This is a genomic window from Nocardia suismassiliense, from assembly GCF_900269665.1.
Lineage (GTDB): Bacteria > Actinomycetota > Actinomycetes > Mycobacteriales > Mycobacteriaceae > Nocardia > Nocardia suismassiliense.
Genome location: NZ_LT985361.1, coordinates 1,851,653 through 1,874,321 on the forward strand (window position 1 = coordinate 1,851,653; position 22,669 = coordinate 1,874,321).

The window sequence follows — 22,669 nt, forward strand, 5'->3', positions numbered from 1 at the left end:
GATGGGGGCTCGCTCGCGATTCCGCGGAGGGTATGAGCAGCAGCTTCTCCACGATTCGGCTATTCCCTGCCGGGAATCGCGCGGTATCGGCGAGACGGCAAAACTCTGTTCCATGAGCAAGCAACTGAACGACAACGAACTGGCCCGCTTCGCCGAAGAGTACGCGGCGCAGTGGAACGAGTCCGACCCCGAGGCCCGGCGCAAGCGGATTCGGGAACTGTGGGCGCCCACCGGTGCGCAGACCCTGGTCGACCCGCCGGCGGAGATGCGGGAAGAGGCTGAGCGCCTACAATTCCCGATGCCCGCACTGAAGGTGCGCGGCCATGACGCCATGGACCGCAGGATGACGCGGGCCTACGAGATGTTCATCGCGTCGGGCGAGTACGAGTTCGCCGTCGCGGCACCGGCATTCCGTTTGCCCGCCGGACTCGTCGGGGTGAGCTGGACCATGGTGGCCAAGGCCGACGGTGCGGTCGCGGGCGGCGGCTTCGAGGTCATCGGCCTCGACGACGAGGGCCGGATCCTGTCCGACCACCAGTACATCGAGGGCGTGCGATGAACGGCCTTGCGTATCACCTGGATCCACTGCGCGGACTCGACGGCCTGACCACGGCGGCGCAGAACCTGCCCGAGCCGGGCCCGAACCAAGTCGTGATCGAGGTGCTGGCGGCCTCGCTCAACCGGCGCGACCTGATGCTGATGGACGGCGACTACCCGCTGCCCGCCACGCCGGGCATCGTCCCGCTCTGCGATGGCGTCGGGACGGTGATCGCGGTGGGCGAGAACGTGACCCGGGCCGAAGTGGGTGACCGGATCACCGCGAGCTACTTCGTGCGATGGATCGACGGGCCGCAGCGGCTGGCCACGGTCATCGAGCAGTACGGCGCCACCTTCCACGGCATGCTCGCCACTTACGCGGTGCTCGAGCAGGATTCGGTGGTGCACGTGCCCGAGCACCTGACCGATATCGAAGCGGCGACGCTGACCTGTGCGGGAGTCGTTGCGTGGGCGGCACTCACGAAGCCGGTGCCGGTGGCGCCCGGCGACACCGTGCTCACGGTGGGCAGCGGAACCGTGGCGCTGTTCGCCGTGCAGCACGCCACAATGCTGGGCGCGCGGGTCCTGTCGATAACCTCCAACCCGGTCAAGGCCGAACGGCTGCGCAAGCTCGGGGCGGACGAGGTGATCGATCGCACCGAGACACCGGACTGGGACGCGGCGGTCCAGGAACTGACCGGCGGCGACGGCGTCGAGCACGTCGTGGACACCGTCGGGCTGCCGACACTGTCGAAATCCGTTCGCTCCGGCGCATACAACGCGCAGATCACCATGATCGGTGCGATGCCGACCGCGGTGGCGGAGCCGGTCGGCGAGGTGTTCGGCACGCAGTACGTATCGATCCGCCGCGTCGCCGTCGGCAGCCGCACCGACTTCGAGGCGATGAACCGGGCGATCAGCGAACACCGCATCCGGCCGGTCATCGATCGGGTGTTCGCGCTCGACGATGCGGTGCAGGCGTACCGCTACTTCCGCGACGACGACCCGTTCGGCAAGGTTGTCGTGCGCATGTCCTGAGCGACGCTCTCAGGGGCAGGTGCTGAGTTCCCGTGTCATGGCATCTTTCTCGGCCTGGGTGACCCAGAGCTGGTAGGCCGCTTTGACCTGGATCTGCCTGGTCAGGTAGGCGCAGCGGTAGCCCTTGCTCGGCGGCAGCCAGCTGGCCGCGTCGGAGTCGCTCTTGGACTGGTTGGTCGGGCCGTCGACGGCCTGCAGGTTCAGCGGATCGTTGGCCAGGTCACGGCGGCGCGCCTCGGAAAGCTGTTGCGCGCCTTTCTGCCAGGCGTCCGACAGCGCGATGACGTGGTCGATCTGCACGTCGTCGGAGGTCTTCGGGCCGCGGACGAACTTGATGGTCTTGCCGGTGTACGGGTCGTTCAGGGTGCCGGTGGCGACCACGCAGCGGCTGTTGTCCTTGAAGGTGACCTCGGTGAGATCCCGCTGCAGGATGTCGTTTCGGGTGTCGCACTTGTTGTGGCCACCGGGGACGGACACGTCATCGGTCCAGGCGGGGCCGAATTGTTCACGGGGGTAACCGGGTTTGGGGGCGCGGCCGGCCACCCGGATCGTCTCCAGCAGGGCGAGGGTGTCGCGGCCGGGCATGCTGGCGGGCGCGTCGGCGCAGAGGGTGGAGCCGCACTGCGCGCTCGCTCTGGGGGATTCGACTCGGTTCACGTAGTAGTAGGACACTCCGATGAATGTCGCGATGGCCAGCCCGATCAGAGCGAGCCGCTGCACTGTGAACTTCATCGAGCTTCCTAACGCCAACCACCTGAACTATATCGGGCGCCAACGTATCCGGCGGCCGAGGTCGTGGAAGTGATTGGGGGGTATGACGTTCCGCACAGCCAAGGGGGCTGGATACAGCACCACCCTCGAGTCGCCGTGCCGGCGCCGACTCGAGGGTGGCTGATCACGAGGGAGATCGACCGTCGCGCGGGGGTGCGAATGGGTGTCCAGTCCATGTTCCGCACCCACCGACACCGCGGGTCCGATGAGGGAGGACCCGAGCTGTCGAACCGCGCCGGGCGAGCTCGCTCGTGATGATCGTGAGTAGCTTGTTGCTACGTATTGAGACAGTAGATAGCGGGACCTGATCTTGGCAAGCCGATCGCTCTGATTCGGGATTATTCTCAGGTTCATTTCAGAATGATTGTTAGTTCTACTGGATTCGTACGGATATGGCGGTCGGTTGCGTGCCGCGTCGACGTGCAGATCCGGCACCGTTCAGTCGCGCGGTGCCACCGAGGCGGCGAACCCGTCCAGGAGATGTTGCAGGCCGAATTCGAAGAGCCGGTCGATGTCGAACTGAAAGTCGTTGCGCTCGTTGAGCCGTGCGAGCGTGGGAAACTGCCCGCCGGCCAGGAACTGCTCGAACTCCGGCTCGCGCACATCCCACGGTTCGACCGGTGCGCCTGCCCGGCGTAGCCCGGCTTCCAATTCCAGGTTCACGGCGATGCCGCGCACGTAGCTGTACAGCGAGACGTGCGCGTAGATCACGGCGTCCGGACCGAGACCGAGGTCGTCGAAGGCGCGCACCGCCCATTCGGTGTGCGCCAGCAACTTCGGCGTCGGATCCGGCTGATTCACCCAGATGGCCGCGACCACCCACGGATGCCGGTGGTACATCGCCCATTGCAGGCGGGCGAGCACTTCCAGGCGTTCGCGCCAGCCCGCGGGCGCCGGGTTCGGGAAGTCGGCTTCACCGAAAGCCGCGTCCGCCATCAGCAGCACCAGTCGATCCTTGCTGCCCACGTGGCGATACAGCGACATGGTCGGCACGCCGAGTTCGGTGGCCACGCGGCGCATCGACAGTGCCGCAAGCCCTTCGGCGTCGGCGATGGCCATACCCGCGCGCACCACCAGCTCCGCGGTCAGTTCGGTATCGCGGCTGTGCTCGCGCGCGGGTGCGGCCTGCGGGGTGTCCACCACGGTGCCGACACCCGGGACGGCACGCACCACTCCTTCCTGGCGCAGCACGGCCAGCACCTTGGTCGCGGTGGCGATGGCGACGCCCCACTCCTTGGTGATCTGCCGTGCGGAGGGCACCCGGTCGCCGGCCCGCAGCTCGCCGGAGGTGATCCGCTGCTGGATCTCCGCGGCGATACGCAGGTAGGGCGGGGTGGCGTCGGCGGCGCCAGCTGTACTAGTACGCATGGCACGAATACTAACCACTTCACCAGCACAGTGTGCGCTAGTACGCTATGTACAACGTACGGGCTGTCATGTACGTTGTACTCCGACAGCTCGAAGCGCAGCAGAAGTGAGAACGCCATGACGAACAAGAACATCCTGATTTCCGGCGCCGGAGTCGCAGGCCCGGCGCTGGCGTACTGGCTGCGCAGGCACGGCTACACCCCGACGGTGGTGGAGCGGGCGGCGGCACCGCGCCCCGGCGGTTATGCGGTCGACTTCCGCGGCCCGGCGATCACGGTGCTCGACCGGATGGGGATCCTCGACGAGGTGCGCAAGTACAGCACCACCATTCGCGACAGCAAGGTGGTGGACAGCGACGGGCGCCACCTCGTGACCATGCCGGCGGCGATCTTCGCCGGTGAACTGGAGGTGCTCAAGAGCGATCTGACCGACATCCTCTACGCACTGACCAAGGACGAGACCGAGTACCTCTTCGACAACTCGATCACCGCGCTCGACGAGGAAGCCGACGGCGTGCTGGTGCATTTCGAACGAGGCGAGCCGCGCCGGTTCGACCTCGTGGTCGGCGCGGACGGGATGTACTCGAAGGTGCGGGCCCTCGCCTTCGGCGAGCACGCGGACTACCTCCACCACTTGGGCGTCTACAACGCCATCTTCGCCACCGACAACTTCCTGAACCTCGACTACGAGGGCTTGGCCTGCCAGCTCGGCAACGGCAGGTCGGCGAATGTGTTCAGCGCCAGGGACAACACCGAGGCCCGCGCCGCGCTGTACTTCGCCGCGGAGCTGCTCGACTACGACCGGCGTGATCTCGATGCCCAGAAGCGGCTCCTGGCCGAACGTTTCGCGGGGGACGGCTGGGAGATGCCGCGCCTGCTGGAGTATCTGGCCGCGTCGTCGGACCTGTACCTGACGCCGGTCAGTCAGGTCCGCATGGACACCTGGTCGACGGGCCGGATCGTGCTGCTCGGCGACGCCTGCGCCTGCGCGTCACCGCTGTCCGGTCGCGGCACCTCACAGGCTCTTGTCGGTGCCTATGTCCTGGCGGGTGAACTGGCCACCGCCGCAGGTGATTACGCCGCCGCGTTCGCCAGTTACGAGAACCAGCTGCGCGACTACGTGAAAGTCAACCAGGCAGGTGCTGAGGAAGTGGTCGGCATGATGTTCGCCGAACCGCCGCCGCAGGAGGTGTTCGACGCGATGGCCGCCAACCCGCCGGAGGCCGATCCCGAACTCGTCACCTTGAAGAACTACTGATCGGTCAACGGGGCGCAGGGGCGGGCCGAAGCAGCGCGCCGTTCAGTACGCCGCGAGCAGTGCGCACCGCCACCGCCGACCACGCGGCGACCAGAGCGACATAGAGGATGATCGCGATGGCGGCGAAAAGGTTTGCGCCGGTGTGGGTGTAGAGCACGGTGCTCCCGGTGACACAGGTGCCGAGCGGGAAGGTGAAGCCCCACCAGGTCAGGTTGAAGGTCAATTCGCCTGCACGATAGGCCTTTACGGTGACCGCACTCGCCAGTGCCAGCCACAGCATGGCGAACCCCCAGGTGGCGAGGCCGAAGATGACCGAGAAGACCAGCAGGCCCTTGGCGTAGAGGTCGGGCATGGCCGCGGGGGCCACAGTGGCGAGCAGGCCTGCGGCGGTGACGGATTGACCGAGCGGCCCGAGCACGATCCACAGGGTGGGCACCATGCTCGCGGCCGGGGTGCCGTGATGCACCAGCCGCGACCAGATCATGGTGATGGTGACCAGGGCGGCGATCAGGCTGAGGCCGAACATCGCGACACAGAGCAGCAGCATGGTCATCCGCAGCTGACCCGCGGGGGTGTGCGGGATGAGCAGGGCGCCCATCGCGGCGGACACCATCGGCGGGACCACCGGCATCAACCAGCCACCGAACGCGGCATCGGCGCCGACGCGGTGCCTGGTGAACATCCGGTAGGGGACGGCGAAGGCGGTCAGCAGGCCCAGCACGGTGCCCGCGATCCACAGCACCCAGTCGATCGCCACCGCGGCGGGCATGCCGATCACGTCGGAACCGAGCAGCAGGGTGCCGCCGCCGACGGTCAGCAGCGCCATCGGCGGTGCGCCGAAGAACTGCGACATCACCGGGTGGTTGCGATGGTCGCGGGCGGTGTCGGGGAAGCGCACCCAGTGGGCGACCCACGCGACGCTCAAAGCCACCAGCAGCGCGGCGGCCAGCGCCCACACGACAGTCGCGGCGCCGCGCAATCCGGGGAACTGCCACGGCAGGGTGGCCGCGGCATTGGCGACGATGCCTGTGCCCATCACCGCGGCGAACCAGTTGGGGCCGAGCTGGCGCAGCGAGCCGGACCGGCGCGGACGGTGGTCGAGCTCGCCGACCAGACGCCGAGGTGCGGGGCGGAAGGTCACGGTGGCGGTCATGTCTCCAGCGTCGCCGGATGCCGTCGGGTCGGGTAGCGGGCATGTTCCTATGTATGCATAGACTCGTTCTATGCCCCTGTCGCCGCGAGTTCCCGACCTGGCCGCGCTCGACCTGCTGCTCTCGGTCATCGAGCTGGGCAGCCTCGGCCGGGCCGCGGCGGCACACGGCATCAGTCAGCCCTCCGCGTCCTCGCGCATCCGATACCTGGAGAAGCTCGTCGGCGTGCCGGTGCTGGAGCGCACCACGCTCGGCTCCCGGGCGACCCCTGCCGGTTCGCTGATCGCGGAGTGGGCCCGCGGGGTGATCCGCGCGGCCGAGCAACTCGACGCCGGAATCGATAGCCTGCGCGCCGAACGCGACTCGCATCTGCGGGTCGCGGCCAGCCAGACGATCGCCGAGTACCTCTTCCCCGCCTGGCTGATGAAGCTGCGGGCCGGCGCGCCGGGCACCGCGATCGCCTTGGAGTCGGGCAACTCCGTCGAGGTCGCCGAGCAGGTCCTGGACCACAAGGCGGCCATCGGTTTCATCGAGAGCCCGCAGAGCTTCCGCGGCCTGGAGTCCCATGTCGTCGCGCACGACCGCTTGGTCGTCGTGGTTGCGCCCGCGCACCGCTGGGCCCGGCGCGGCTCCGTGGGCCGCGCCGAGCTCGCCGAAACCCCGCTGATCCAACGGGAATCCGGCTCCGGCACCCGGAACTGGTTCGAGCACGCGGTGTCTCGCGAAATCGCCGGCTGGCGACCCGAGGTCGCGCTGGAGCTGTCCTCCACCACCGCCATCAAGACCGCGGTGGCTTCGGGCGCGGGCCCGGCCGTACTGAGTTCCCTGGCCGTGGCAGCCGAAATCGCCGCGGGCACCCTGGTATCGCCGAAGATCACCGACTTGGCACTGGAGCGCACCTTGCGCGCCGTGTGGCCGACCGGACAGCGGCCGACCGGTCCGGCCCGCGACCTCTATACGATCGCCCGCGCCACCGCCCGGTAGCGCCTACGCACTGTCGGCAGGCTGGGCGGTCGGTGGAACTCCGGTGTCCAGGAAGCGAATCAGGCGATCGATGCGGGCGGTGTGGTCGACGCAGCGTTCGAGGTGGTTGGCGAGCAGCGCGATGGTGATGGCGGCGGTGGTCGACTGCTCAGGGCCGGGGGCGGCGAGGGCCGAATGTAGCTGCTTGTGCAGCAGTTCCATCGCATGCAGTCCGGGATCCTGTTCGGCGGGCGGTTCTTGGTGACCGGTCGCGACGGCCTGACCGCTGAGTGCGGTGCGGGTCGCGGCGAGCGTGCCCATGGCGGCCAGGATGTCGAGAATCGGTTGCGGCGCAACATGTCCCGGATGGCTTTGATAGACCTGGTCGGCGACCCGGCTGAACAGCGCGCCGATCCGCGACAACTCGGTAGCGATCTGGATGGCGGTGACCACGTGACGCAGGTCGCGGGCGACCGGCGCCTGCAACGCGAGCAGCACCACCGTGCGCGCCTCGCACGCGCCGTACATCGTCTGTAGTCGCTCATCGAGTGCGAAAACCTCATACGTGGCGGTGAGATCGGCACCGACCAATGCGTCGGTCACCCGCTCGGCCGCGTCATGGGTAAGCCTGCACATCAACGTCAAATCATTGGTCAACGCGACTAGCTCGCGAGTGAACTGGGTGCGCACGCGCAAATTCTCGCCCATAACCGCGCGGCCGGTCGCATTAATCCCCACCTGGCCATGAATTGACGGTGCAGATGATGCCAACTCGCCGTTATCTAGTCGAGAATAGGCAGGGCACTTGACCGCGACGGACAGGATTGTGGTGTGAAGCGCGATGTCTCAGCTCAGCTCGAGGTGGCGATCACCGCGCCGACCACCCTCGAATTCCAGATCGCCGTCGCCCGCCAGCCGAACCTGGACCTGACCGAGTCGCTGGTGTTCGAGCTGGACGGCTGGCCTATCACGCCCTGGGAAATACTCGGCCCGCACGGCACCCGCATCCACAAATTCTCGGTCGGCCCGGGCACGGTGCGGGCGCACTACCGCGCGACCGTGCTGGGCCACGCGACACCGGAGACCACCACCGACTACGACCGCGCGCTGTACCTGCGGCCGAGCCGGTTCGCCGAGTCGGACAAGCTGCTCGGCTTCGCCGCCACCGAATTCGGTTCCGGCACACCGGATGCCCAGCTCGCCGTGCTGGTGTCACAGTGGGTCGGCCGCCGGATCCGCTACGTCGCGGGCAGCAGCGACCCGATCGACGGCGCGGTGGAGACGCTGCTGTCCGGGGCAGGCGTGTGCCGCGACTTCGCGCACCTGGTCGTGGCGCTGCTGCGCGCGGTGAAGGTGCCCGCGCGGGTGGCGTCGGTGTACGCACCGGGCTGCGCGCCGATGGACTTCCACGCCGTCGCCGAGGCCTACATCGACGGCGCCTGGCGCGCCCTCGACGCCACCGGCCTGGCGCCGCGCTCGACCCTGGTCCGGATCGCCACCGGCCGGGACGCCTCCGATATCGCGTTCCTGGACAACCACGGCGGTGAGATGAAGGTGCGCAGCCTGCAGATCCACGCCACGGTGGACGGCCTGCTGCCCTTCGACGACAACCTCACCCCGACCGCGGTCTGCTGAGCGCGATCAGGAGATGTTCTTCAGGAACGACACCGCGTTCGCGCTACCCGCCACCACGATGTCGAGCTTGCCGTCACCGTCGAAGTCGGCCACGACCGGCGTCTGCGGCTGTGCCGTGACGCTGAAATCTCCTGTCTTGCTGATGGTTCCGCCGTTGCCGGTGAAGATCACCATTTTGGAGTTCAGCACGGCCGACATCGCGGCATCGAGCTTCCCGTCCCGATTGAAGTCGCCGGCGGCGATGCTGGTCGGGCCGAGGCCGGAGATGTTCACCCGGTCGGTCTTCTTGAAGTCACCCTGACCGTCCGACAGCAGCAGCGTGGTGCTGAAGGAGAACGAGTCGGCGGTGATCACGTCATCGATGCCGTCGTTGTCGAAATCGGCCGCGCGCACATCCTCGGTGATCAAGCCGCTGGTGCTCGCGCCGCGCCGGGTGAAGCTGCCGTCGCCGTTACCGGTGAACACGTGCACCTGTTGCAGCACGTCGTTGTTGATCGCGATATCGATCTTGTTGTCCGAGTTGAACTTTCCGACGGTGAACGCCGCGGCGACGCCGGGGATCACGCTGGTCGGCCCGCCTTCGAGGGTGCCGTCGCCCTTGCCGAGCCAGGTCTTCACGCCGGCCGGCACCAGGCTGAGCACATCGGCCTTGCCGTCGCCGTTGGCGTCCGCGACGATCACTTCCTGTTGTGCGCCTTCGAGTGTCAGGTACTTCTCGGCCGGCTTGAAGGTGCCGTTGCCGTTGTTCAGGAAGGTCGCGACCGTCGTCCAGGCCTGCGCGACGACGTCGGGCTTGCCGTCACCGTTGAGGTCGCCGACGCCCACCGCGCCGAAACCGTTGCCCGCGTCGCCCACCCTGGTGCCGGTGTTGAACCGGCCGTCGCCCCGGCCGGTCATCAGAATCGGCCCTGCCCCTTGGAAATCGGCCGAGACGATATCGGCCTTGCCGTCGCCGTCGAAGTCGGCGGTGACGGTGCCGATCGCGGACGGACCGGGCCCCCACGACGGAAATTGGCCACCGGAGGGCGAATCCACCTTCGGCGCGAAATTGATCGCGCCCGCGGCATGCGCGGGAGCGGGGGCGGTCAGGACGGAGCCGAGTAGGCCGAACGTCGCGGCGGCCGCGGCGAGAATCACGCCGCGCGGGCGAGGGGAGGGAGCGTACATGAATTGTCCTGGTGTGCGCAGTGATAAAGCCGGGACCCGGACTTTATGACGTGCGTCACAGTGGAACAGCGGTTATTCCGATAATTCGTCGGATTGCCCACCGCGCTGGTATTCGGCTGTGGCACTGTGCCAACGGTTTCGGGCCAACGGTTTCGGTGCTCGCCGCCCACGCCCCGGTGCTACCGTCGCCGCATGCCGAGCAAGCGCGATATTCAACATCGAGTGGTCACCACGTTGCAGCGCCGCGTCGTCAATCCGTTGCAGCGCAAGGTACCGGCCCAGCAGCTGCTGGAAACCGTCGGCCGGGTGAGCGGACAGCCGCGCGTCACCCCGATCGGCGGCCGCAAGAAGGGCAACGAGTTCTGGCTGGTCTCCGAGTTCGGTGACCGCTCCCAGTACATCCGGAACATCAAGGCGAACAACCGCGTTCGAGTACGCCTGCACGGCCGCTGGCACACCGGCACCGCGCACCTGCTGCCCCAGGACGACGCGCGCGCCCGGCTGCGCGAGCTGCCCCGCGGCAACAGCGCGGTGGTCCAGCTGGTCGGCACCGACCTGCTGACCGTCCGCGTCGACCTGGACGATTAAGCGCGCGCTACTCTTTCGCGCACTTCGACCAGAACTGGAACGGCCCCGCGAGATCGAAAGCGGTCTGTCCCCTGGCCACTGCCTTGTCCTGCGCTTCGGTGATGGTGCTGCCCCAGTCGGAGGCCCAGCCACCGTTGCTGCCGAAGGCGAACGCGACACAGTTGTCCTTCGACCAGACCGGCTCCTGACACGAAGCGCCGCAGGCGATTTGCGCCTGCCCGATCGCGGCGTCCTGGCTGATCGAGCTCCTGACCCAGTGCACCTCCTCGGTCGCCTCGTTGTAGGCGGCCGCGATCCACACGTTGGTCGCCTTGGGCGTGGTCGGCGGTGCCGTGCTGATCGGGGGCAGTTTGGCACTCGTCCGGGTGGTCGGCGCGCCAGCGGTACTGGTGGCGACGGCGAAGCTGGTGGTGTCGGCGCCGCTCGCGTCGACCCGGTCGTTCTTGGCCGAGTTCTTCAACACTTTCAGCCCGATGACCCCGCCGATCACGAGCAGGGTGAGCAGGATCGAACCGATCACGGCGAGCACCTTGCCACCGCCGCCGCCACCCGAGCCGGGTCCGCCGGGTCCGTACTGCGGCGGGAACCCCTGCCCGGGCGGACCGGGTGGGAAGCCGCCCTGCTGCGGCGGATATTGCTGCGGCGCTTGCTGATACATCGGTGCTTGCTGATACGGCGCCTGCTGGTATTGCGGTGCCTGCTGATACTGCGGGACCGGGTACTGCGGGACCGACGGGTACGGCTGCCCTTGCGGATCGTAGGGCTGGCCCTGCTGGTACGGATCCTGCTGACTCAACGGGTTCAGCATCGTCGGATCCGCGGGTGGCACCGGTTGGTAGCCCTGGTTCGGTTGACTCAGCGGGTTCAGCATCGTCGGATCCGCGGGCGGTACCTGCTGATACCCCGGATCCGGTTGGCCGAGCGGATTGAGCATCGTCGGGTCCGCGCGGTGTTGAGGCGACTGCGCCCCGCCGTCGGCGGCGCCCGGCTGATTCAGCATGGTCGGATCGGCGCGCGAGTAGCCAGGAGCCTGCTGTTCATCCTTCGCTGCGCTCTGTTGCGCGTGTGGATCGTATGGCTGCCCGGGGTATGGGCCGGGTGGGTTTGACATGCGTCCCCGCTGCTGGTTCGTCTCGATCAAGGCCGAGCCAGGGTATCGACTCGGCGCTCGGTTATCTGCCCCTGCCAGTGGGGGCATTGTCCGATTCGGTGCCATTTCCGGGCCGCCACACCGCGCTGACCTGTGTGCGGAGGGTTAGCTGCAACGATGGATCTCATGATCCGTGTGTTGACCGACCGCTGGACCGTGTTCGTACCTATCATCGCCGCCCTCGCGCTGGCCGTAACGTGGGGACGAAGTCTCTCCGGAGTGGCGGTGGTCGTGGTGGCCGCCGCGCTGATCGGCGCAGTGCTCGCGGCGGTCTATCACGCCGAGGTGGTCGCGCACCGGGTCGGCGAGCCGTTCGGGTCGCTGCTGCTCGCGGTGGCGGTGACCGTCATCGAGGTGGCGCTCATCGTCACGCTGATGATCTCCGGCGGCGACAAGGCCGCGTCGCTGGCCCGCGATACCGTCTTCGCCGCGGTCATGATCACCTGCAACGGCATCTTCGGGCTGTCCCTGCTGGTCGGCGCGCTGCGCAGACGGGTGGCGGTGTTCAACGCGGAGGGCACCGGCGCGGCCCTGGCCACGGTCGCGACGCTGGCCACGCTCAGCCTGGTGCTGCCGACCTTCACCACCAGCCAGGCCGGGCCGGAGTTCTCCGCCGGACAGCTCGCCTTCGCCGCGGTTGCCTCGCTCGCGCTCTACGGGTTGTTCGTCATGGTCCAGACGGTGCGGCACCCGGACGACTTCCTGCCCGTCGAGGGCAACGGCGTGGTCACGGATGAGGACGTGCACAGCGAGTCGCCCACCGCCAAGGCCGCGCTGCTCAGCCTGGTGATGCTGTTCGTCGCGCTGGTCTGCGTGGTCGGGCTGGCGAAGGTGGTGTCGCCGTCGATCGAGTCGGCCGTCGCCGACGCCGGCCTGCCGCCGTCCGCGGTCGGCGTGGTGATCGCCCTGCTCGTGCTGCTGCCGGAGACCCTCGCCGCGGTGCGGGCCGCGCGCCGCGATCAGGTGCAGATCAGCCTCAATCTCGCGCTCGGCTCGGCCATGGCGAGCATCGGCCTGACCATCCCGGCGATCGCCGTGGCCACCATCTGGCTGGACGGGCCGCTGGTGCTCGGGCTCGGCGCCACGCAGATGGTGCTGCTCGCGCTGACGATCGTGGTCGGTGTGCTCACGGTCGTGCCCGGCCGGGCGACGCTGTTGCAAGGCGGCGTCCACTTGGCCCTGTTCTCCGCGTTCGTCTTCCTCGCGGTGAGTCCGTAGGCCATGTGATTCGACTCACGCGAAGCGAGTCACGTCAGGCGCTGTGGGCGGTGTGCTGACTATTGGCCCAGCTCCGGCCCTTTAGTCGGTGCGTGGCCGTCCCGCTTGTCCCATTTGCCGACTACGCCCTTTCGTAATCGGTCCGTGATCTTGCTGGCAGTTAGCTAAATCACATGACGCACGTCACAGTTATGCGAAAACGTGCTGATAACTCGTACCAGAACGGCCATTTACTTCCATCGTGTGCTGTTGACCGGGCAACGAAGCTAGTCACCGGCAAGCGTTGAGGAGGCGATGGTCACACCGTGATCAGCTTTACTGTTACCAGGTGTCACCGATAGCTTCATGGTGGCAGTGACGCCCATCATGGAGAGAACGACTGTGAAACCTGAGACACACCGGCCCGGCTCGGGCCCCGAGTGGCGTCTATGACCCGGGCGCGCACGAGTGCCACCGCCGTCCGCGTCGTCCGCAAGAACTTCTCCGACACTGTCGTTTCGTCGTTGCGGACCTTCGGTCGCGCCGTGGACATCGCACGGGAATCGGTGACCGGCACGGTCACCGGGATCGCGCGCGGCCAGTTCGAGTGGCGCGAGGCGACCACCCAGGCCTGGCGATTGGTCACCGTCACGGCCATCCCCGCGATTCTGATCGCCATCCCGTTCGGCGTCATCGTCTCGATTCAGGTCGGCAATCTCATCCACACGCTGGGCGCGGACTCGCTGCTCGGCGCGACCGGCGGCCTCGGCGTGATCAAGCAGGGCGCCCCGCTGGCCACCGGATTCCTGCTCGGCGGTGCCGGCGCCGCCGCCATCGCCGCCGATCTGGGCGCGCGCACGATCCGCGAGGAGATCGACGCGCTCAACACCATGGGCATCAGTCCGATTCCGCGCCTGGTGATTCCGCGATTGGTCGCGATGATCCTGGTGGCACCGCTGCTGAACATCCTCATCATCTTCGTCGGCATCGTCGCCGGTTACGCGGTCGCGGTGGGCGGTCAGAACGTCACGCCGGGCAGCTACTGGGCCACCTTCGGCTCCTTCACCACCGTCGCCGATGTCTGGGTCTCGCTGCTCAAGGCGGCCCTGTTCGGCTTCCTGGTGGTGGTGATCGCCTGCCAGCGCGGGCTGGAGGCCAAGGGCGGACCGCGCGGGGTGGCCGACGCGGTGAACGCGGCCGTGGTGCTGTCGGTGGTGTCGATCGCCGTCGTCAACCTGGGCGTCACGCAGGTGGTCGAGATGTTCCTGCCGACGAGGTTGGTCTGACATGTCCGCATCGACCTATGTGCCCAAGGGTTTGGGCTGGCTCGCCCGCTTCTATCAGCGCCGCGGCCTGTTGCTCGCGCGGTTCGAGGCGCTCGGCTTCGTGCTGGCCTTCGTCTGGCAGGTGCTCTCGTCGATCCCGTCGACGATCAAGCACTACCGCGACGAGACGCTGCGCATCATCTCCGACATGACCTGGGGCCGCGGCTCGGTCATCGTCGGCGGCGGCACCGTGCCGATGATGATCGTGCTGGGCCTGGTGATGGGCGCTTCGGTGGCCGTCGAGTCGTTCACCATGCTGAACATGCTCGGCATGGGCCCGGTCACCGGCATCGTCTCGGCCTACGCGACCACCCGTGAGCTCGCGCCGATCGCCGCCGCCATCGGCTTCGCCGCGCAGGCGGGCTGCCGCATCACCGCCGAGATCGGCTCCATGCGCATCTCCGAGGAGATCGACGCGCTGGAGGCGATGGGCTTGCGCTCGGTGCCCTTCGTCGTGACCACCCGGGTGATCGCGGGCGCCATCTCGATCGTGCCGACCTTCCTGATCGGGCTGATCCTGGCGTACCTGTCCTGCCGCGGCCTGATCACGTTGGTGCACGGGCAATCCGCGGGCGTGTACGACCACTACTTCTTCCAGTTCGTGGCCGGGTTCGACGTGATCGCCGCGGTGATCAAGGTGGCCATCTTCGCCACGGTGGTAATCCTCATCCACAGCTACTACGGCTTCTTCGCCACCGGCGGGCCCGAGGGCGTCGGTATCGCCTCCGGCCGCGCGGTGCGCGCCTCCTCGGTGGCGATCGTGGCCATCGACATGGTGCTCACCATCGTGCTGTGGGGTTTCAACGCGACGATCAGCTTCACGGGGTAATGGCGATGCCGAAGTATGGATTGCCCGGAGTGGCGGTCGACAAGCAGCGATCCCGGCTCGTCGGCCTGATCGCGGTCGCAGTGATCGTGGCGGTGGTCGCGGTCCTTGCGCTGCAACGCGAGCTGCGCACCGACGACGGGATGCACATCGCGCTGCACACCGAACAGGTCGGCGACGGCATCCTGGCGGGCACCCCGGTGCGGGTGGACGGCGTGCAGGTCGGCACGGTCACCGGGGTCGACCCGGCCGAGCGCGGCACCCAGCGCATCGGGTTGCGGCTGGATCGTTCGCAACTGCACGGCATCGACGACAGCATGCGGGTCGACTACGCGCCCGCGAACCTGTTCGGCATCAGCGAGATCGAGCTGCGCCGCGGCACCGGCGGATCCGCGCTGCGCGACGACAGCGTGCTCGACCTGACCGGCGCCAACTCCGCCGCGATCTTCGACGCCACCATGGGCAGCATGCTGCGCAGCCTGTCGGCGTCCGGTGACTCGGTGCTCACCCCGCAGATGGCGACGGTGATCAGCCAGGTCTCGCACGACATGAAGGCGTTCACCCCGCTGGCGCAGGCGATCATCCAGACGGCTCAGATCGTCACCGACAACCAGCGGATGCCGTTCTCCCAGTTGGCCGCCGCGCTGGGTCCCGCGTTCTACGGCGCGGGCAACTTCGCGGGCGCCAACGAGGTGATGGTGGACATGATCCGCAATATCCCTCGGCTGCAATCGAATCGGGAGTCCTTCGATGCCGGCGTGCGCATGCACACCGACACGTTGCTGCCCGGTATCGCCGACCTCGGCACCGCACTGGGCAACGATCTGTCCGGCGTCACCGACATGCTCGCGCCGGTGCTGACGCTGCTCGCGCAGATGGTGCCGCAGCCGCGGCAGTCCGGGGCCGACCTCACCGAGTTGCTGCGCCGACTGCGCGCGGCCATGCCCGACACCCCGAACGGTCCGGTGCTGAACGCCGAGATCGACCTGAGTGGCATGCCCGTCCTGGCACCGCTATTGGGAGGTGCCCGATGAAAGTACGTTCCGCCGCTTGGCGGCTCGGCCTGTTCGCGGCGGTGATGATCGGCGTGCTGATCATCGTCTGCACGGCGATCAAGCGCCCGGTATCGGGGCCGACCGAGGATCACAGCGCCCTGTTCACCGATGCCAACGGCTTGAAGGTCGGCGACGACGTGCGCATGTACGGCGTGCAGGTCGGCAAGGTGAACGGGATCGAGCTGGACGGCGTGCAGGCGCGAGTTCGCTTGTCGCTCAAGACCGATGCGTCGATCTACGACAACTCGAAGCTGGCCATCCGTTACCAGAACCTCACCGGCCAGCGCTATATCGACCTGCAGCAGCAGCCGCAGCCGGGTAAGCGCATTCCGGGCGGCGCCACGGTCGGCACCGATCACACCGTGGCGTCCTTCGACGTGACCAGCATGTTCAACGGCCTGAAGCCGGTGCTGGCCACCATCTCCCCGGAGGAGATCAACCAGTTCAGCGCCAGCATGGTCGCGCTGATCGAGGGTGACGGCAACGGTATCGGGCCCGCGCTGGCGGCGATCGACAAACTCGCGGCACACGTCAAAGACCGGCAGGTGGTGATCGACAAGGTGCTGCAGAATCTGTCCGACCTGCAAGAAACGGCCGGCGGGAAGATCCACTACATGGTGCCGCTACTGGCCAGGCTGGCCGACATCTTCTCCGGCCTGGAATCCAACATGGCCGGGCTGGCCCAGTTCGCCGCAGCCGCGCCCTCGGTGCTCGGCCCGCTGGACAACCTGTTCAATGCGCTCGGGCTGCAGAGCCCCGACGATGTGGACGCGTTGATCCACCAGATCTTCCCGGATCCGCAGCAGGCCCTCGAGATATTCGACAAGCTGCCCGGGCTGCTGGCCGGCTTCGACGCGGCGATCCCCAAGTCGGCGGTCGCGGGCTGGAAGCCGCAGTGCACCAAGGGCGCGGCGGACGTGCCGCAGGTATTCGGCGTACTGATCGCGGGACAGCAGGTGGCGGTATGCGCTGGGTGAGAGGCATGTTCGCTGATCGTCGCGTGATCGGCGAGCAGGAGACGAAGCGGCGCGAGATCCGGCTCGGCATCATCGGCGTCGTGCTGGTGGCCATCGTGGCGGTCGCGGCCGGCGTGCTCTACGTGGTGCCGATCGGTAAGAAGACCTACACCGCCGATCTCGCGGAGGCCCAGTCGGTGAAGGCCGGTGACGACATCCGCGTCGCCGGGATCAGTGTCGGCACGGTGAAATCGCTGGAGCTGAAACCGGATCGGGTGGTCATGCGTTTCACCGTGGACTCCGGGTTGTTCGTCGGCGATCAGTCCACGCTGGATGTGCGCATGCTCACCGTGGTCGGCGGCAACTATGTGGCGCTGTTCCCCTCGGGCACAACACCATTGGGCGACAAGCACATTGCGATGGATCGGGTGCGGCTGCCGTACAGCCTGGTGCAGACCTTCCAGGACGCGGCCGAGCCGGTCAGCAAGATCGACGGAGATACCTTGCGGCGCAACCTCGCCGCGCTCGGCACTTCCGTGGCGGAGGCGCCGGACACGTTGCGCACCACCCTCGACAGCCTCAGCAGCTTTGTCGACGACCTCAATCGCCAGCACGAGATGATCTCCAAGGCGATCGCCAATGCCGATGAGTACGTGACCATGTACGACGGCGCCAAGGGCTCGCTCGGCCGGTTGGTGCAGGCCACCAACCGCATGGAAGACCTGGTCCTCGGCAAGCGGGCCGAGCTGCAGGAGGGTCTGCGGCTGCTGAACGCCGTCATCAACAAGGCCGCCGCGATCGCGCCGACCTATGCCGAGCTGAAGCCCAAGCTCCAGCCGCTGTTCGACGCCGTGCCCCGGATGTCGGAGCTGCTGAACAAGCTGGATCCGGTCATCGGCTCGGTGCAGGACATGCAGCAGAAGCTGTCGGCGCTGGCCGGGCCCGACGGCGGCGTGACGATCGACCAGTCCGGGCAGACCATCACCGCGCCCGCGGGCGCACTCGCGCGGGTCTGCGTGCCGTTGCCGGGGAGAGACTGCTGATGCTGCACAAGGTGCTCGGCTCGCGGGCGTTCATGTCGGTCTCGGGTGCGCTCGTCGCGGTCGTGCTCGTCGTCGTGGGGTACTTCATCGCCTTCGATCCGATGAAGAAGACCGAGAGTTACTGCGCGATCATGCCCGACAGCGTCGGGCTGTACGTCGGCAATCAGGTCACCATGCGCGGCATCCCGGTGGGCACGGTGACTTCGATTGCGCCGCAGGGTAAGTCGGTGAAGGTCGAGTTCGATGTCGAGGCCGACAAGCCGGTCTACGCCGACGCGGGCGCCACCACGCTCGCCGACAGCATCGTGGCGGCCCGCCAGCTCGCCGTGGTGTCCTCCGGCCAGAACACCGCGCGCTGGAACGCCGGTCAGTGCATCACCAAAACGCTGACGCCCAAGAGCATTTCCGAGACATTGAACGCGGTGGCGCAGCTCTCCGCGCAGATCTCGGGACCCGACAACAAGACCCCCGACGCACTCGCCCAGGGTTTGTCGCAGTTGAACGCGGCGACCGCGGGGACCGGGCCGCAGGTCAACGACATCATCAAGAAGCTGAGCGGGGCGATGGCCTCGCCCGACGCCGATATCGGCCATCTGGTCGGGGTCTTCGACGCCTTCGCCTCGGTCGGCAAGAAGGTCGAGGAGCACTGGGGCGACATCGAATCGATGTTCCGCCGGTTGGCGCCGACGCTTAATGCGGCGCGCACCGACCTCCTGGAACCCGGTGCCCAGGTGATCGACGGACTCGGGCAGCTGCTCCCGATCCTCAACGACCTCACCACGGCCTTCGGAGACCCGATCATGAAGTCACTCGATGCCACCGTGCCGCTGGTGAAGTTCCTGCGCGCCCGGGTCGGCTCGCTGGCCCAGATCGTATCGATGATGCCGGTGCTGACCGACGCCTTCCGGTCGTTCGGGCAGTCCGGAATCACCTATGCCCCACCGAAGGTCGCGATTCCGCAGCAGCAGGCCGATCAGGTCTGTGCGGTGGTGAACGCGATGGCGCCGGGGCGCTGCGACGCTGCGAACGGCATGGCGAAGGTCGATATGGCAGCACTGCTGTTCGGAATGGCGGGTGCACGATGAACATCCATCGGGACGAGACCGGACGACTGGTCGTCACGCTTGCTCGTCGGGAAAAGGGCGGCGGCGGTGGTCGTTTCGCCGCCGGGCTCGCGGTGGTGCTGGCGGGCGCGCTGCCTGCCGCGGGCTGCGCGTTCGATCCGTCCTCGGTGCCGGTGCCCGGCTCCGAGGTCTCCGGCGCCACTTACGACGTGCACATCCAGTTCGCCAATGTGCTGAATCTGCCTGCACGGGCGAAGATCATGGCCAACGGCGCCCAGGTCGGCACGGTTTCCGGTGTGTCCGTGGTGGATTCGGCCAAGGCGGGCGGCCGCGGCGGTTACGTGGTCGTCGACGCCCGAATCTCGAAGTCGGCGCGGTTGCCCGCGGCCACACTGGCCGAACTGCGGCAGAACACGGTGCTCGGCGACATCCATCTCGCGCTGATCACCCCGTCGAACGGCTTCGACAAGCTGCTGCCCGAGGGCGGCACGATCCCGCTCGCGCAGACGAAACCGCCGGTGCAACTGGAGGACACGATGGCCGCGCTGGCCACCTTCACCCAGGGCGGCGCGGTGCAGCAGGTGCAGGACACCATCGAGCAGCTCAACGATGTGCTGCCCGCCGATCCCGCCCGGACCAAGCAGATCGGCAAGACCCTGGCCGACGACGCGGTGGATCTGGGCAACCACCTCGACGACCTCGACTCGCTGCTCGACGGGATCGACAACAACACCAACGTGCTGCACGGCATCCGGCCGGTGCTCGCCGACCTGCTCACCCAGGAGTCGGTGGACCAGATGAACGGCATCGCCCCGTCCATCGTCGGGGTGACCAAGATCTTCAACCAGCTCGGCCCGATCGGCACCTCGCTCACCTGGCTCGGCCCGCTGCTGAACAGCGCCGACGGCACCGTGCAGGCCTTCCTGCCGCTGCTGGCCTCGGCCCGGCCGCTGGACCTGAGTCAGCCGTCGAATCTGCAGGCGCTGGTCTCGCTGGTGCGCGAGAAGATCATTCCCTTTGCCGAGCACGGGCCCAAGGTGAATATCACCGGCGTGAAAACCGATGCGCCGGTGCCGATTCAGGACCAGACGGATCGCATCATCCAGACCTTACGCATGATCGGAGTCGTCCGATGAAGCTCGGGCCGATCGCCTCGCTCGGCGGCATCGCCGCCATCACCGTGCTCGGCGCGGGCTACCTGACGTTCAACGTGGTGCAGGCCGATCCGCTGGCCGAGTACACCGATGCCAGCATGGTGCTGACCAATTCGGGCGGGCTCGCTGTCGGGTCGCCGATCCTGCTCACCGGGATCGAGGTGGGTCGGGTCAGCTCGGTGCGCAAGAGTGCCGACGGTGTCGAGGTCGGGCTGAAACTCGCCGCTGACCGCCGGGTGCCGACCGACAGCACGGTCACCATCGAGCACCTGTCCGCACTCGGCGAGCCGTACGTCGAGTTCCGGCCGAACGCCGACGGCGGACCGTACCTGCGCGACGGCCAGCAGCTGACGACTTCGAATGTGCTTATGCCGCTGTCGATTCCGGAGGTCGCCCGGCTCGCCACCAAGACGCTGAACCAGCTCGACCCGGCCGTGGTCGGTTCGCTGGTGAGCACCGCCGAACAGTCCCTGGCCGGCACCGACGGCGCGATCCCGAATCTCGCCCGCTCCGGCGATCTGCTCGCGGCCGCCATCATGAGCCGCAATCCGCAGATCGCCTCGCTGCTCAACAGTCTGCAGAACACGGCCACCAACATGGATTGGGTAGGACCGTCTTTCAGCGCCGCCGCGCCCGAGTGGGTCCAGTTCACCCAGGCGCTCAGCGATCTCGTCGCCCATGTCGGCCGGATGGTCGACAGCCAGCCGATCGACCAGTACACGACCGGAAACGGGATCGCCCCGTTCACCGCGAAAACGGTCGACGCGTTGCGTGAGCTCCAGCCGGAACTGAGTTCGCTGGCGCCGGTGCTGCGCCCACTCGTCGATGCGCTGGTCGCGGCCGCGCCGCGCATCGATATATCCGACCTGATCTCCCAGGCTCTCGCCGAGGTCGACGCCGATGGCGCCGTCAAGGTGCGGGTGGCCGTCAAATAGGAAAGGAGGACGCGATGTCGAACGACGTTGTGACCGAACCGAAGCAGGACGTCGACACCGAGGCCACGCCCGCCCCGGCGCGCGACCCGAAGACCGTCTCGATTCGCCTGTCGACCGTCGCGGTCGCCGCGGCGCTGGTGGCGCTGACCGCCGCGACCGTGGTGTTCGGCGCGCTGTGGGCCTCGGCGCGCGGCGACCTGAGCGACCGCGACGCCGCGGCCGCCGACGACAAGCACGCCGAGCAGGTCGCCACCGATTACGCGGTCGGCGCCTCCAACATCAACTTCCAGGACGTCAACGCCTGGGTCGCCAAGCTCAAGGCCAACACCACCCCGCAGCTGGCCAACAAGTTCGACGCCACCGCGCCGAAGCTGCAGGACATCCTGGTGCCGCTGAAGTGGACCTCGACCTCGGCGCCGATCACCGCCAAGGTGATGAACACCGACAACGGGGTCTACAAGGTGAATGTCTTCCTCAATGTCACCTCGACCAGCGCGCAGACGCCCGAAGGGGCGCAGACCACGGTCACCTACACGGTGAACGTGGACCCGAACAACGGGTGGAAGGTCACCGACGTCGGCGGGATGGCGGGCGCGCTGCCCAAGCAGTGATCCTTGGTTATTGAAACGGGCCGAGTTTACCCATAGCTATTCCCAGTAAACGGCCTTTACCTGCATAAATGAAAATTGTCTAAAGTCGACGTTGATACAGCAACCTTCGGGTAGCGTGCCGTGAAGATCAACATTCGTACCGGTATTTCCCTGTCCAGCAGAGAAGGCGGTTTCGATGGTGACACCCGGCGGCAGTCACGAACCCGACGGTGGGCGCGGCGCCGACAACCGCGGCCTGGTGATCGCGGCTGTGATCGCCGCCGTCCTGGTGCTGGTGGTCGCGGTCGGGATGCTGCTGCGGTCGGGTGAGGGCTCGAAGGACGACAAGTCGCCGTCCACGACGACCTCCGCGCGGCCGTCGACCACCGGCCGCACCACCCCGTCGCCCACCCGGGTGAGTCCGGGACCACCGTCGCCCGTCGCCCCGCAGCCCGCGCGCAAGATCGGTGACGACTGCTCGGCGGGCGGCATCGTCGCGCAGTGGGATCTGCGCGGCGGTGAATGGGCCTGTGTTCCACAGGGGCAGAACGTGCATCGCATCGGGGACGACTGCTCGCACGACGGGATCGTCGCGCAGTGGATGCGCGGGCCGGACGGGCGTTGGGTGTGCCAGGCACAGGAGCAAGGCCCCGCTCCGGAGCCGGTGCCCGCCGACCCGGGACCACCGGCGAATCCAGGGCCGCCACCTGCTGCGCCGGAGCCACCGCCCTCGGTTTCGGAACCACCGCCTGTTGCGCCGGAACCGCCGCCCGTTCCCGGTCCGCCGCCTCCGCCCGGTCCGCTGCCTCCGCTTCCGCCCCTCTTTCCTGGGCTCCCGCCGCCTCCGCCGGTGCCCGCCGGTGCCGACCTCTGACGCCGATCGGGTCTATCGAATAGGG

At 67.6% G+C, this 22,669-nt stretch carries 23 protein-coding genes; 17 read left to right on the forward strand and 6 right to left on the reverse strand.

Annotated elements, in window-relative coordinates; all coding sequences use genetic code 11:
* Window positions 1-112 precede the first annotated feature (112 nt).
* Together DBO33_RS08295 and DBO33_RS08300 are read left to right on the forward strand one after the other, a co-directional pair.
* Window positions 113-559 (forward strand): hypothetical protein, encoded by a 447-nt coding sequence (locus DBO33_RS08295; RefSeq protein ID WP_107654503.1) that lies wholly within the window; start codon window positions 113-115, stop codon window positions 557-559.
* Window positions 556-1,575 (forward strand): zinc-dependent alcohol dehydrogenase family protein, encoded by a 1,020-nt coding sequence (locus DBO33_RS08300; RefSeq protein WP_107654504.1) that lies wholly within the window; start codon window positions 556-558, stop codon window positions 1,573-1,575. The genes DBO33_RS08295 and DBO33_RS08300 overlap by 4 nt, the downstream gene beginning before the upstream one ends.
* Before the next feature lie 9 nt (window positions 1,576-1,584).
* Here the strand turns inward: DBO33_RS08300 and DBO33_RS08305 are convergent, their stop codons facing one another.
* Both DBO33_RS08305 and DBO33_RS08310 read right to left on the reverse strand, forming a co-directional pair.
* Window positions 1,585-2,307: an HNH endonuclease family protein gene (locus tag DBO33_RS08305; RefSeq protein ID WP_107654505.1), complete on the reverse strand. Its 723-nt coding sequence runs from the start codon at window positions 2,305-2,307 to the stop codon at window positions 1,585-1,587.
* 477 nt (window positions 2,308-2,784) lie between these two features.
* Window positions 2,785-3,714, reverse strand: a complete 930-nt coding sequence (locus DBO33_RS08310; RefSeq protein WP_107654506.1) for a TetR/AcrR family transcriptional regulator C-terminal domain-containing protein — start codon at window positions 3,712-3,714, stop codon at window positions 2,785-2,787.
* A gap of 117 nt (window positions 3,715-3,831) precedes the next feature.
* Here DBO33_RS08310 and DBO33_RS08315 point away from each other — a divergent pair, with 117 nt between their 5' ends.
* On the forward strand, window positions 3,832-4,971 hold the full coding sequence (locus DBO33_RS08315) for an FAD-dependent monooxygenase (RefSeq protein ID WP_107654507.1): 1,140 nt from the start codon (window positions 3,832-3,834) through the stop codon (window positions 4,969-4,971).
* A 4-nt stretch (window positions 4,972-4,975) separates the two neighbouring features.
* Here the strand turns inward: DBO33_RS08315 and DBO33_RS08320 are convergent, their stop codons facing one another.
* Window positions 4,976-6,124 carry a TDT family transporter gene (locus tag DBO33_RS08320; protein ID WP_107654508.1) on the reverse strand — a complete coding sequence of 383 codons (1,149 nt, stop codon included), beginning with the start codon at window positions 6,122-6,124 and terminating at the stop codon, window positions 4,976-4,978.
* A gap of 70 nt (window positions 6,125-6,194) precedes the next feature.
* Between DBO33_RS08320 and DBO33_RS08325 the strand changes: the two genes are divergently transcribed.
* Window positions 6,195-7,106 (forward strand): LysR family transcriptional regulator, encoded by a 912-nt coding sequence (locus DBO33_RS08325; protein WP_107654509.1) that lies wholly within the window; start codon window positions 6,195-6,197, stop codon window positions 7,104-7,106.
* A 3-nt stretch (window positions 7,107-7,109) separates the two neighbouring features.
* Here DBO33_RS08325 and DBO33_RS08330 read toward each other — a convergent pair whose 3' ends face one another.
* Complete coding sequence (locus DBO33_RS08330) at window positions 7,110-7,775, reverse strand: phosphate signaling complex PhoU family protein (RefSeq protein WP_234390732.1); 666 nt, start codon at window positions 7,773-7,775, stop codon at window positions 7,110-7,112.
* A 141-nt stretch (window positions 7,776-7,916) separates the two neighbouring features.
* Here DBO33_RS08330 and DBO33_RS08335 point away from each other — a divergent pair, with 141 nt between their 5' ends.
* Window positions 7,917-8,720 carry a transglutaminase-like domain-containing protein gene (locus DBO33_RS08335; protein ID WP_107654511.1) on the forward strand — a complete coding sequence of 268 codons (804 nt, stop codon included), beginning with the start codon at window positions 7,917-7,919 and terminating at the stop codon, window positions 8,718-8,720.
* Between the two features lie 6 nt (window positions 8,721-8,726).
* Here the strand turns inward: DBO33_RS08335 and DBO33_RS08340 are convergent, their stop codons facing one another.
* Window positions 8,727-9,887, reverse strand: a complete 1,161-nt coding sequence (locus DBO33_RS08340) for an FG-GAP repeat domain-containing protein (protein WP_107654512.1) — start codon at window positions 9,885-9,887, stop codon at window positions 8,727-8,729.
* A gap of 192 nt (window positions 9,888-10,079) precedes the next feature.
* On the opposite strand from DBO33_RS08340, the gene DBO33_RS08345 reads away from it, so the two are divergent.
* Window positions 10,080-10,475 (forward strand): nitroreductase/quinone reductase family protein, encoded by a 396-nt coding sequence (locus tag DBO33_RS08345; RefSeq protein ID WP_107654513.1) that lies wholly within the window; start codon window positions 10,080-10,082, stop codon window positions 10,473-10,475.
* A gap of 7 nt (window positions 10,476-10,482) precedes the next feature.
* Here DBO33_RS08345 and DBO33_RS08350 read toward each other — a convergent pair whose 3' ends face one another.
* Complete coding sequence (locus DBO33_RS08350) at window positions 10,483-11,475, reverse strand: DUF4189 domain-containing protein (RefSeq protein ID WP_107654514.1); 993 nt, start codon at window positions 11,473-11,475, stop codon at window positions 10,483-10,485.
* Between the two features lie 276 nt (window positions 11,476-11,751).
* On the opposite strand from DBO33_RS08350, the gene DBO33_RS08355 reads away from it, so the two are divergent.
* The 11 genes from DBO33_RS08355 (at window position 11,752) to DBO33_RS08405 (ending at window position 22,644) form a co-directional block, all read left to right on the forward strand.
* The gene (locus DBO33_RS08355) at window positions 11,752-12,843 is read left to right on the forward strand and encodes a calcium:proton antiporter (RefSeq protein WP_199856552.1); all 1,092 of its coding nucleotides are present in this window, start codon (window positions 11,752-11,754) and stop codon (window positions 12,841-12,843) included.
* Window positions 12,844-13,271: 428 nt separating this feature from the next.
* Window positions 13,272-14,108, forward strand: coding sequence for an ABC transporter permease (locus DBO33_RS08360; RefSeq protein WP_107654516.1), 837 nt, complete (start codon window positions 13,272-13,274; stop codon window positions 14,106-14,108).
* A 1-nt stretch (window position 14,109) separates the two neighbouring features.
* On the forward strand, window positions 14,110-14,976 hold the full coding sequence (locus DBO33_RS08365) for an ABC transporter permease (RefSeq protein WP_107654517.1): 867 nt from the start codon (window positions 14,110-14,112) through the stop codon (window positions 14,974-14,976).
* A gap of 5 nt (window positions 14,977-14,981) precedes the next feature.
* A complete protein-coding gene (locus tag DBO33_RS08370; protein ID WP_199856553.1) occupies window positions 14,982-16,007 on the forward strand; it encodes an MlaD family protein in 1,026 nt (341 codons plus the stop codon).
* Window positions 16,004-17,005 carry an MlaD family protein gene (locus DBO33_RS08375; RefSeq protein ID WP_107654518.1) on the forward strand — a complete coding sequence of 334 codons (1,002 nt, stop codon included), beginning with the start codon at window positions 16,004-16,006 and terminating at the stop codon, window positions 17,003-17,005. Before DBO33_RS08370 ends, DBO33_RS08375 begins: the two co-directional genes overlap by 4 nt.
* A 5-nt stretch (window positions 17,006-17,010) precedes the next feature.
* The gene (locus DBO33_RS08380; RefSeq protein ID WP_234390733.1) at window positions 17,011-18,027 is read left to right on the forward strand and encodes an MlaD family protein; all 1,017 of its coding nucleotides are present in this window, start codon (window positions 17,011-17,013) and stop codon (window positions 18,025-18,027) included.
* A complete protein-coding gene (locus tag DBO33_RS08385; protein WP_199856554.1) occupies window positions 18,027-19,112 on the forward strand; it encodes an MlaD family protein in 1,086 nt (361 codons plus the stop codon). The genes DBO33_RS08380 and DBO33_RS08385 overlap by 1 nt, the downstream gene beginning before the upstream one ends.
* The gene (locus tag DBO33_RS08390) at window positions 19,109-20,227 is read left to right on the forward strand and encodes an MlaD family protein (protein ID WP_107654521.1); all 1,119 of its coding nucleotides are present in this window, start codon (window positions 19,109-19,111) and stop codon (window positions 20,225-20,227) included. The genes DBO33_RS08385 and DBO33_RS08390 overlap by 4 nt, the downstream gene beginning before the upstream one ends.
* Complete coding sequence (locus DBO33_RS08395) at window positions 20,224-21,180, forward strand: MlaD family protein (protein WP_107654522.1); 957 nt, start codon at window positions 20,224-20,226, stop codon at window positions 21,178-21,180. Before DBO33_RS08390 ends, DBO33_RS08395 begins: the two co-directional genes overlap by 4 nt.
* Window positions 21,181-21,194: 14 nt before the next feature.
* Window positions 21,195-21,791 carry a hypothetical protein gene (locus DBO33_RS08400; protein ID WP_107654523.1) on the forward strand — a complete coding sequence of 199 codons (597 nt, stop codon included), beginning with the start codon at window positions 21,195-21,197 and terminating at the stop codon, window positions 21,789-21,791.
* Between the two features lie 175 nt (window positions 21,792-21,966).
* On the forward strand, window positions 21,967-22,644 hold the full coding sequence (locus DBO33_RS08405) for a hypothetical protein (RefSeq protein ID WP_107654524.1): 678 nt from the start codon (window positions 21,967-21,969) through the stop codon (window positions 22,642-22,644).
* Window positions 22,645-22,669: the final 25 nt, after the last annotated feature.

Coding starts and splice junctions, on each gene's coding strand:
- DBO33_RS08345 (WP_107654513.1), top strand. CDS start 10,080: ATGCCGAGCAAGCGCGATATTCAACATCGAGTGGTCACCACGTTGCAG.
- DBO33_RS08395 (WP_107654522.1), top strand. CDS start 20,224: ATGAAGCTCGGGCCGATCGCCTCGCTCGGCGGCATCGCCGCCATCACC.
- DBO33_RS08360 (WP_107654516.1), top strand. CDS start 13,272: ATGACCCGGGCGCGCACGAGTGCCACCGCCGTCCGCGTCGTCCGCAAG.
- DBO33_RS08365 (WP_107654517.1), top strand. CDS start 14,110: ATGTCCGCATCGACCTATGTGCCCAAGGGTTTGGGCTGGCTCGCCCGC.
- DBO33_RS08305 (WP_107654505.1), bottom strand. CDS start 2,307: ATGAAGTTCACAGTGCAGCGGCTCGCTCTGATCGGGCTGGCCATCGCG.
- DBO33_RS08370 (WP_199856553.1), top strand. CDS start 14,982: ATGCCGAAGTATGGATTGCCCGGAGTGGCGGTCGACAAGCAGCGATCC.
- DBO33_RS08315 (WP_107654507.1), top strand. CDS start 3,832: ATGACGAACAAGAACATCCTGATTTCCGGCGCCGGAGTCGCAGGCCCG.
- DBO33_RS08325 (WP_107654509.1), top strand. CDS start 6,195: ATGCCCCTGTCGCCGCGAGTTCCCGACCTGGCCGCGCTCGACCTGCTG.
- DBO33_RS08400 (WP_107654523.1), top strand. CDS start 21,195: ATGTCGAACGACGTTGTGACCGAACCGAAGCAGGACGTCGACACCGAG.
- DBO33_RS08295 (WP_107654503.1), top strand. CDS start 113: ATGAGCAAGCAACTGAACGACAACGAACTGGCCCGCTTCGCCGAAGAG.
- DBO33_RS08385 (WP_199856554.1), top strand. CDS start 18,027: ATGCTGCACAAGGTGCTCGGCTCGCGGGCGTTCATGTCGGTCTCGGGT.
- DBO33_RS08340 (WP_107654512.1), bottom strand. CDS start 9,887: ATGTACGCTCCCTCCCCTCGCCCGCGCGGCGTGATTCTCGCCGCGGCC.
- DBO33_RS08390 (WP_107654521.1), top strand. CDS start 19,109: ATGAACATCCATCGGGACGAGACCGGACGACTGGTCGTCACGCTTGCT.
- DBO33_RS08310 (WP_107654506.1), bottom strand. CDS start 3,714: ATGCGTACTAGTACAGCTGGCGCCGCCGACGCCACCCCGCCCTACCTG.
- DBO33_RS08405 (WP_107654524.1), top strand. CDS start 21,967: ATGGTGACACCCGGCGGCAGTCACGAACCCGACGGTGGGCGCGGCGCC.
- DBO33_RS08355 (WP_199856552.1), top strand. CDS start 11,752: ATGATCCGTGTGTTGACCGACCGCTGGACCGTGTTCGTACCTATCATC.
- DBO33_RS08375 (WP_107654518.1), top strand. CDS start 16,004: ATGAAAGTACGTTCCGCCGCTTGGCGGCTCGGCCTGTTCGCGGCGGTG.
- DBO33_RS08300 (WP_107654504.1), top strand. CDS start 556: ATGAACGGCCTTGCGTATCACCTGGATCCACTGCGCGGACTCGACGGC.
- DBO33_RS08380 (WP_234390733.1), top strand. CDS start 17,011: ATGTTCGCTGATCGTCGCGTGATCGGCGAGCAGGAGACGAAGCGGCGC.
- DBO33_RS08320 (WP_107654508.1), bottom strand. CDS start 6,124: ATGACCGCCACCGTGACCTTCCGCCCCGCACCTCGGCGTCTGGTCGGC.
- DBO33_RS08350 (WP_107654514.1), bottom strand. CDS start 11,475: ATGCTGAATCAGCCGGGCGCCGCCGACGGCGGGGCGCAGTCGCCTCAA.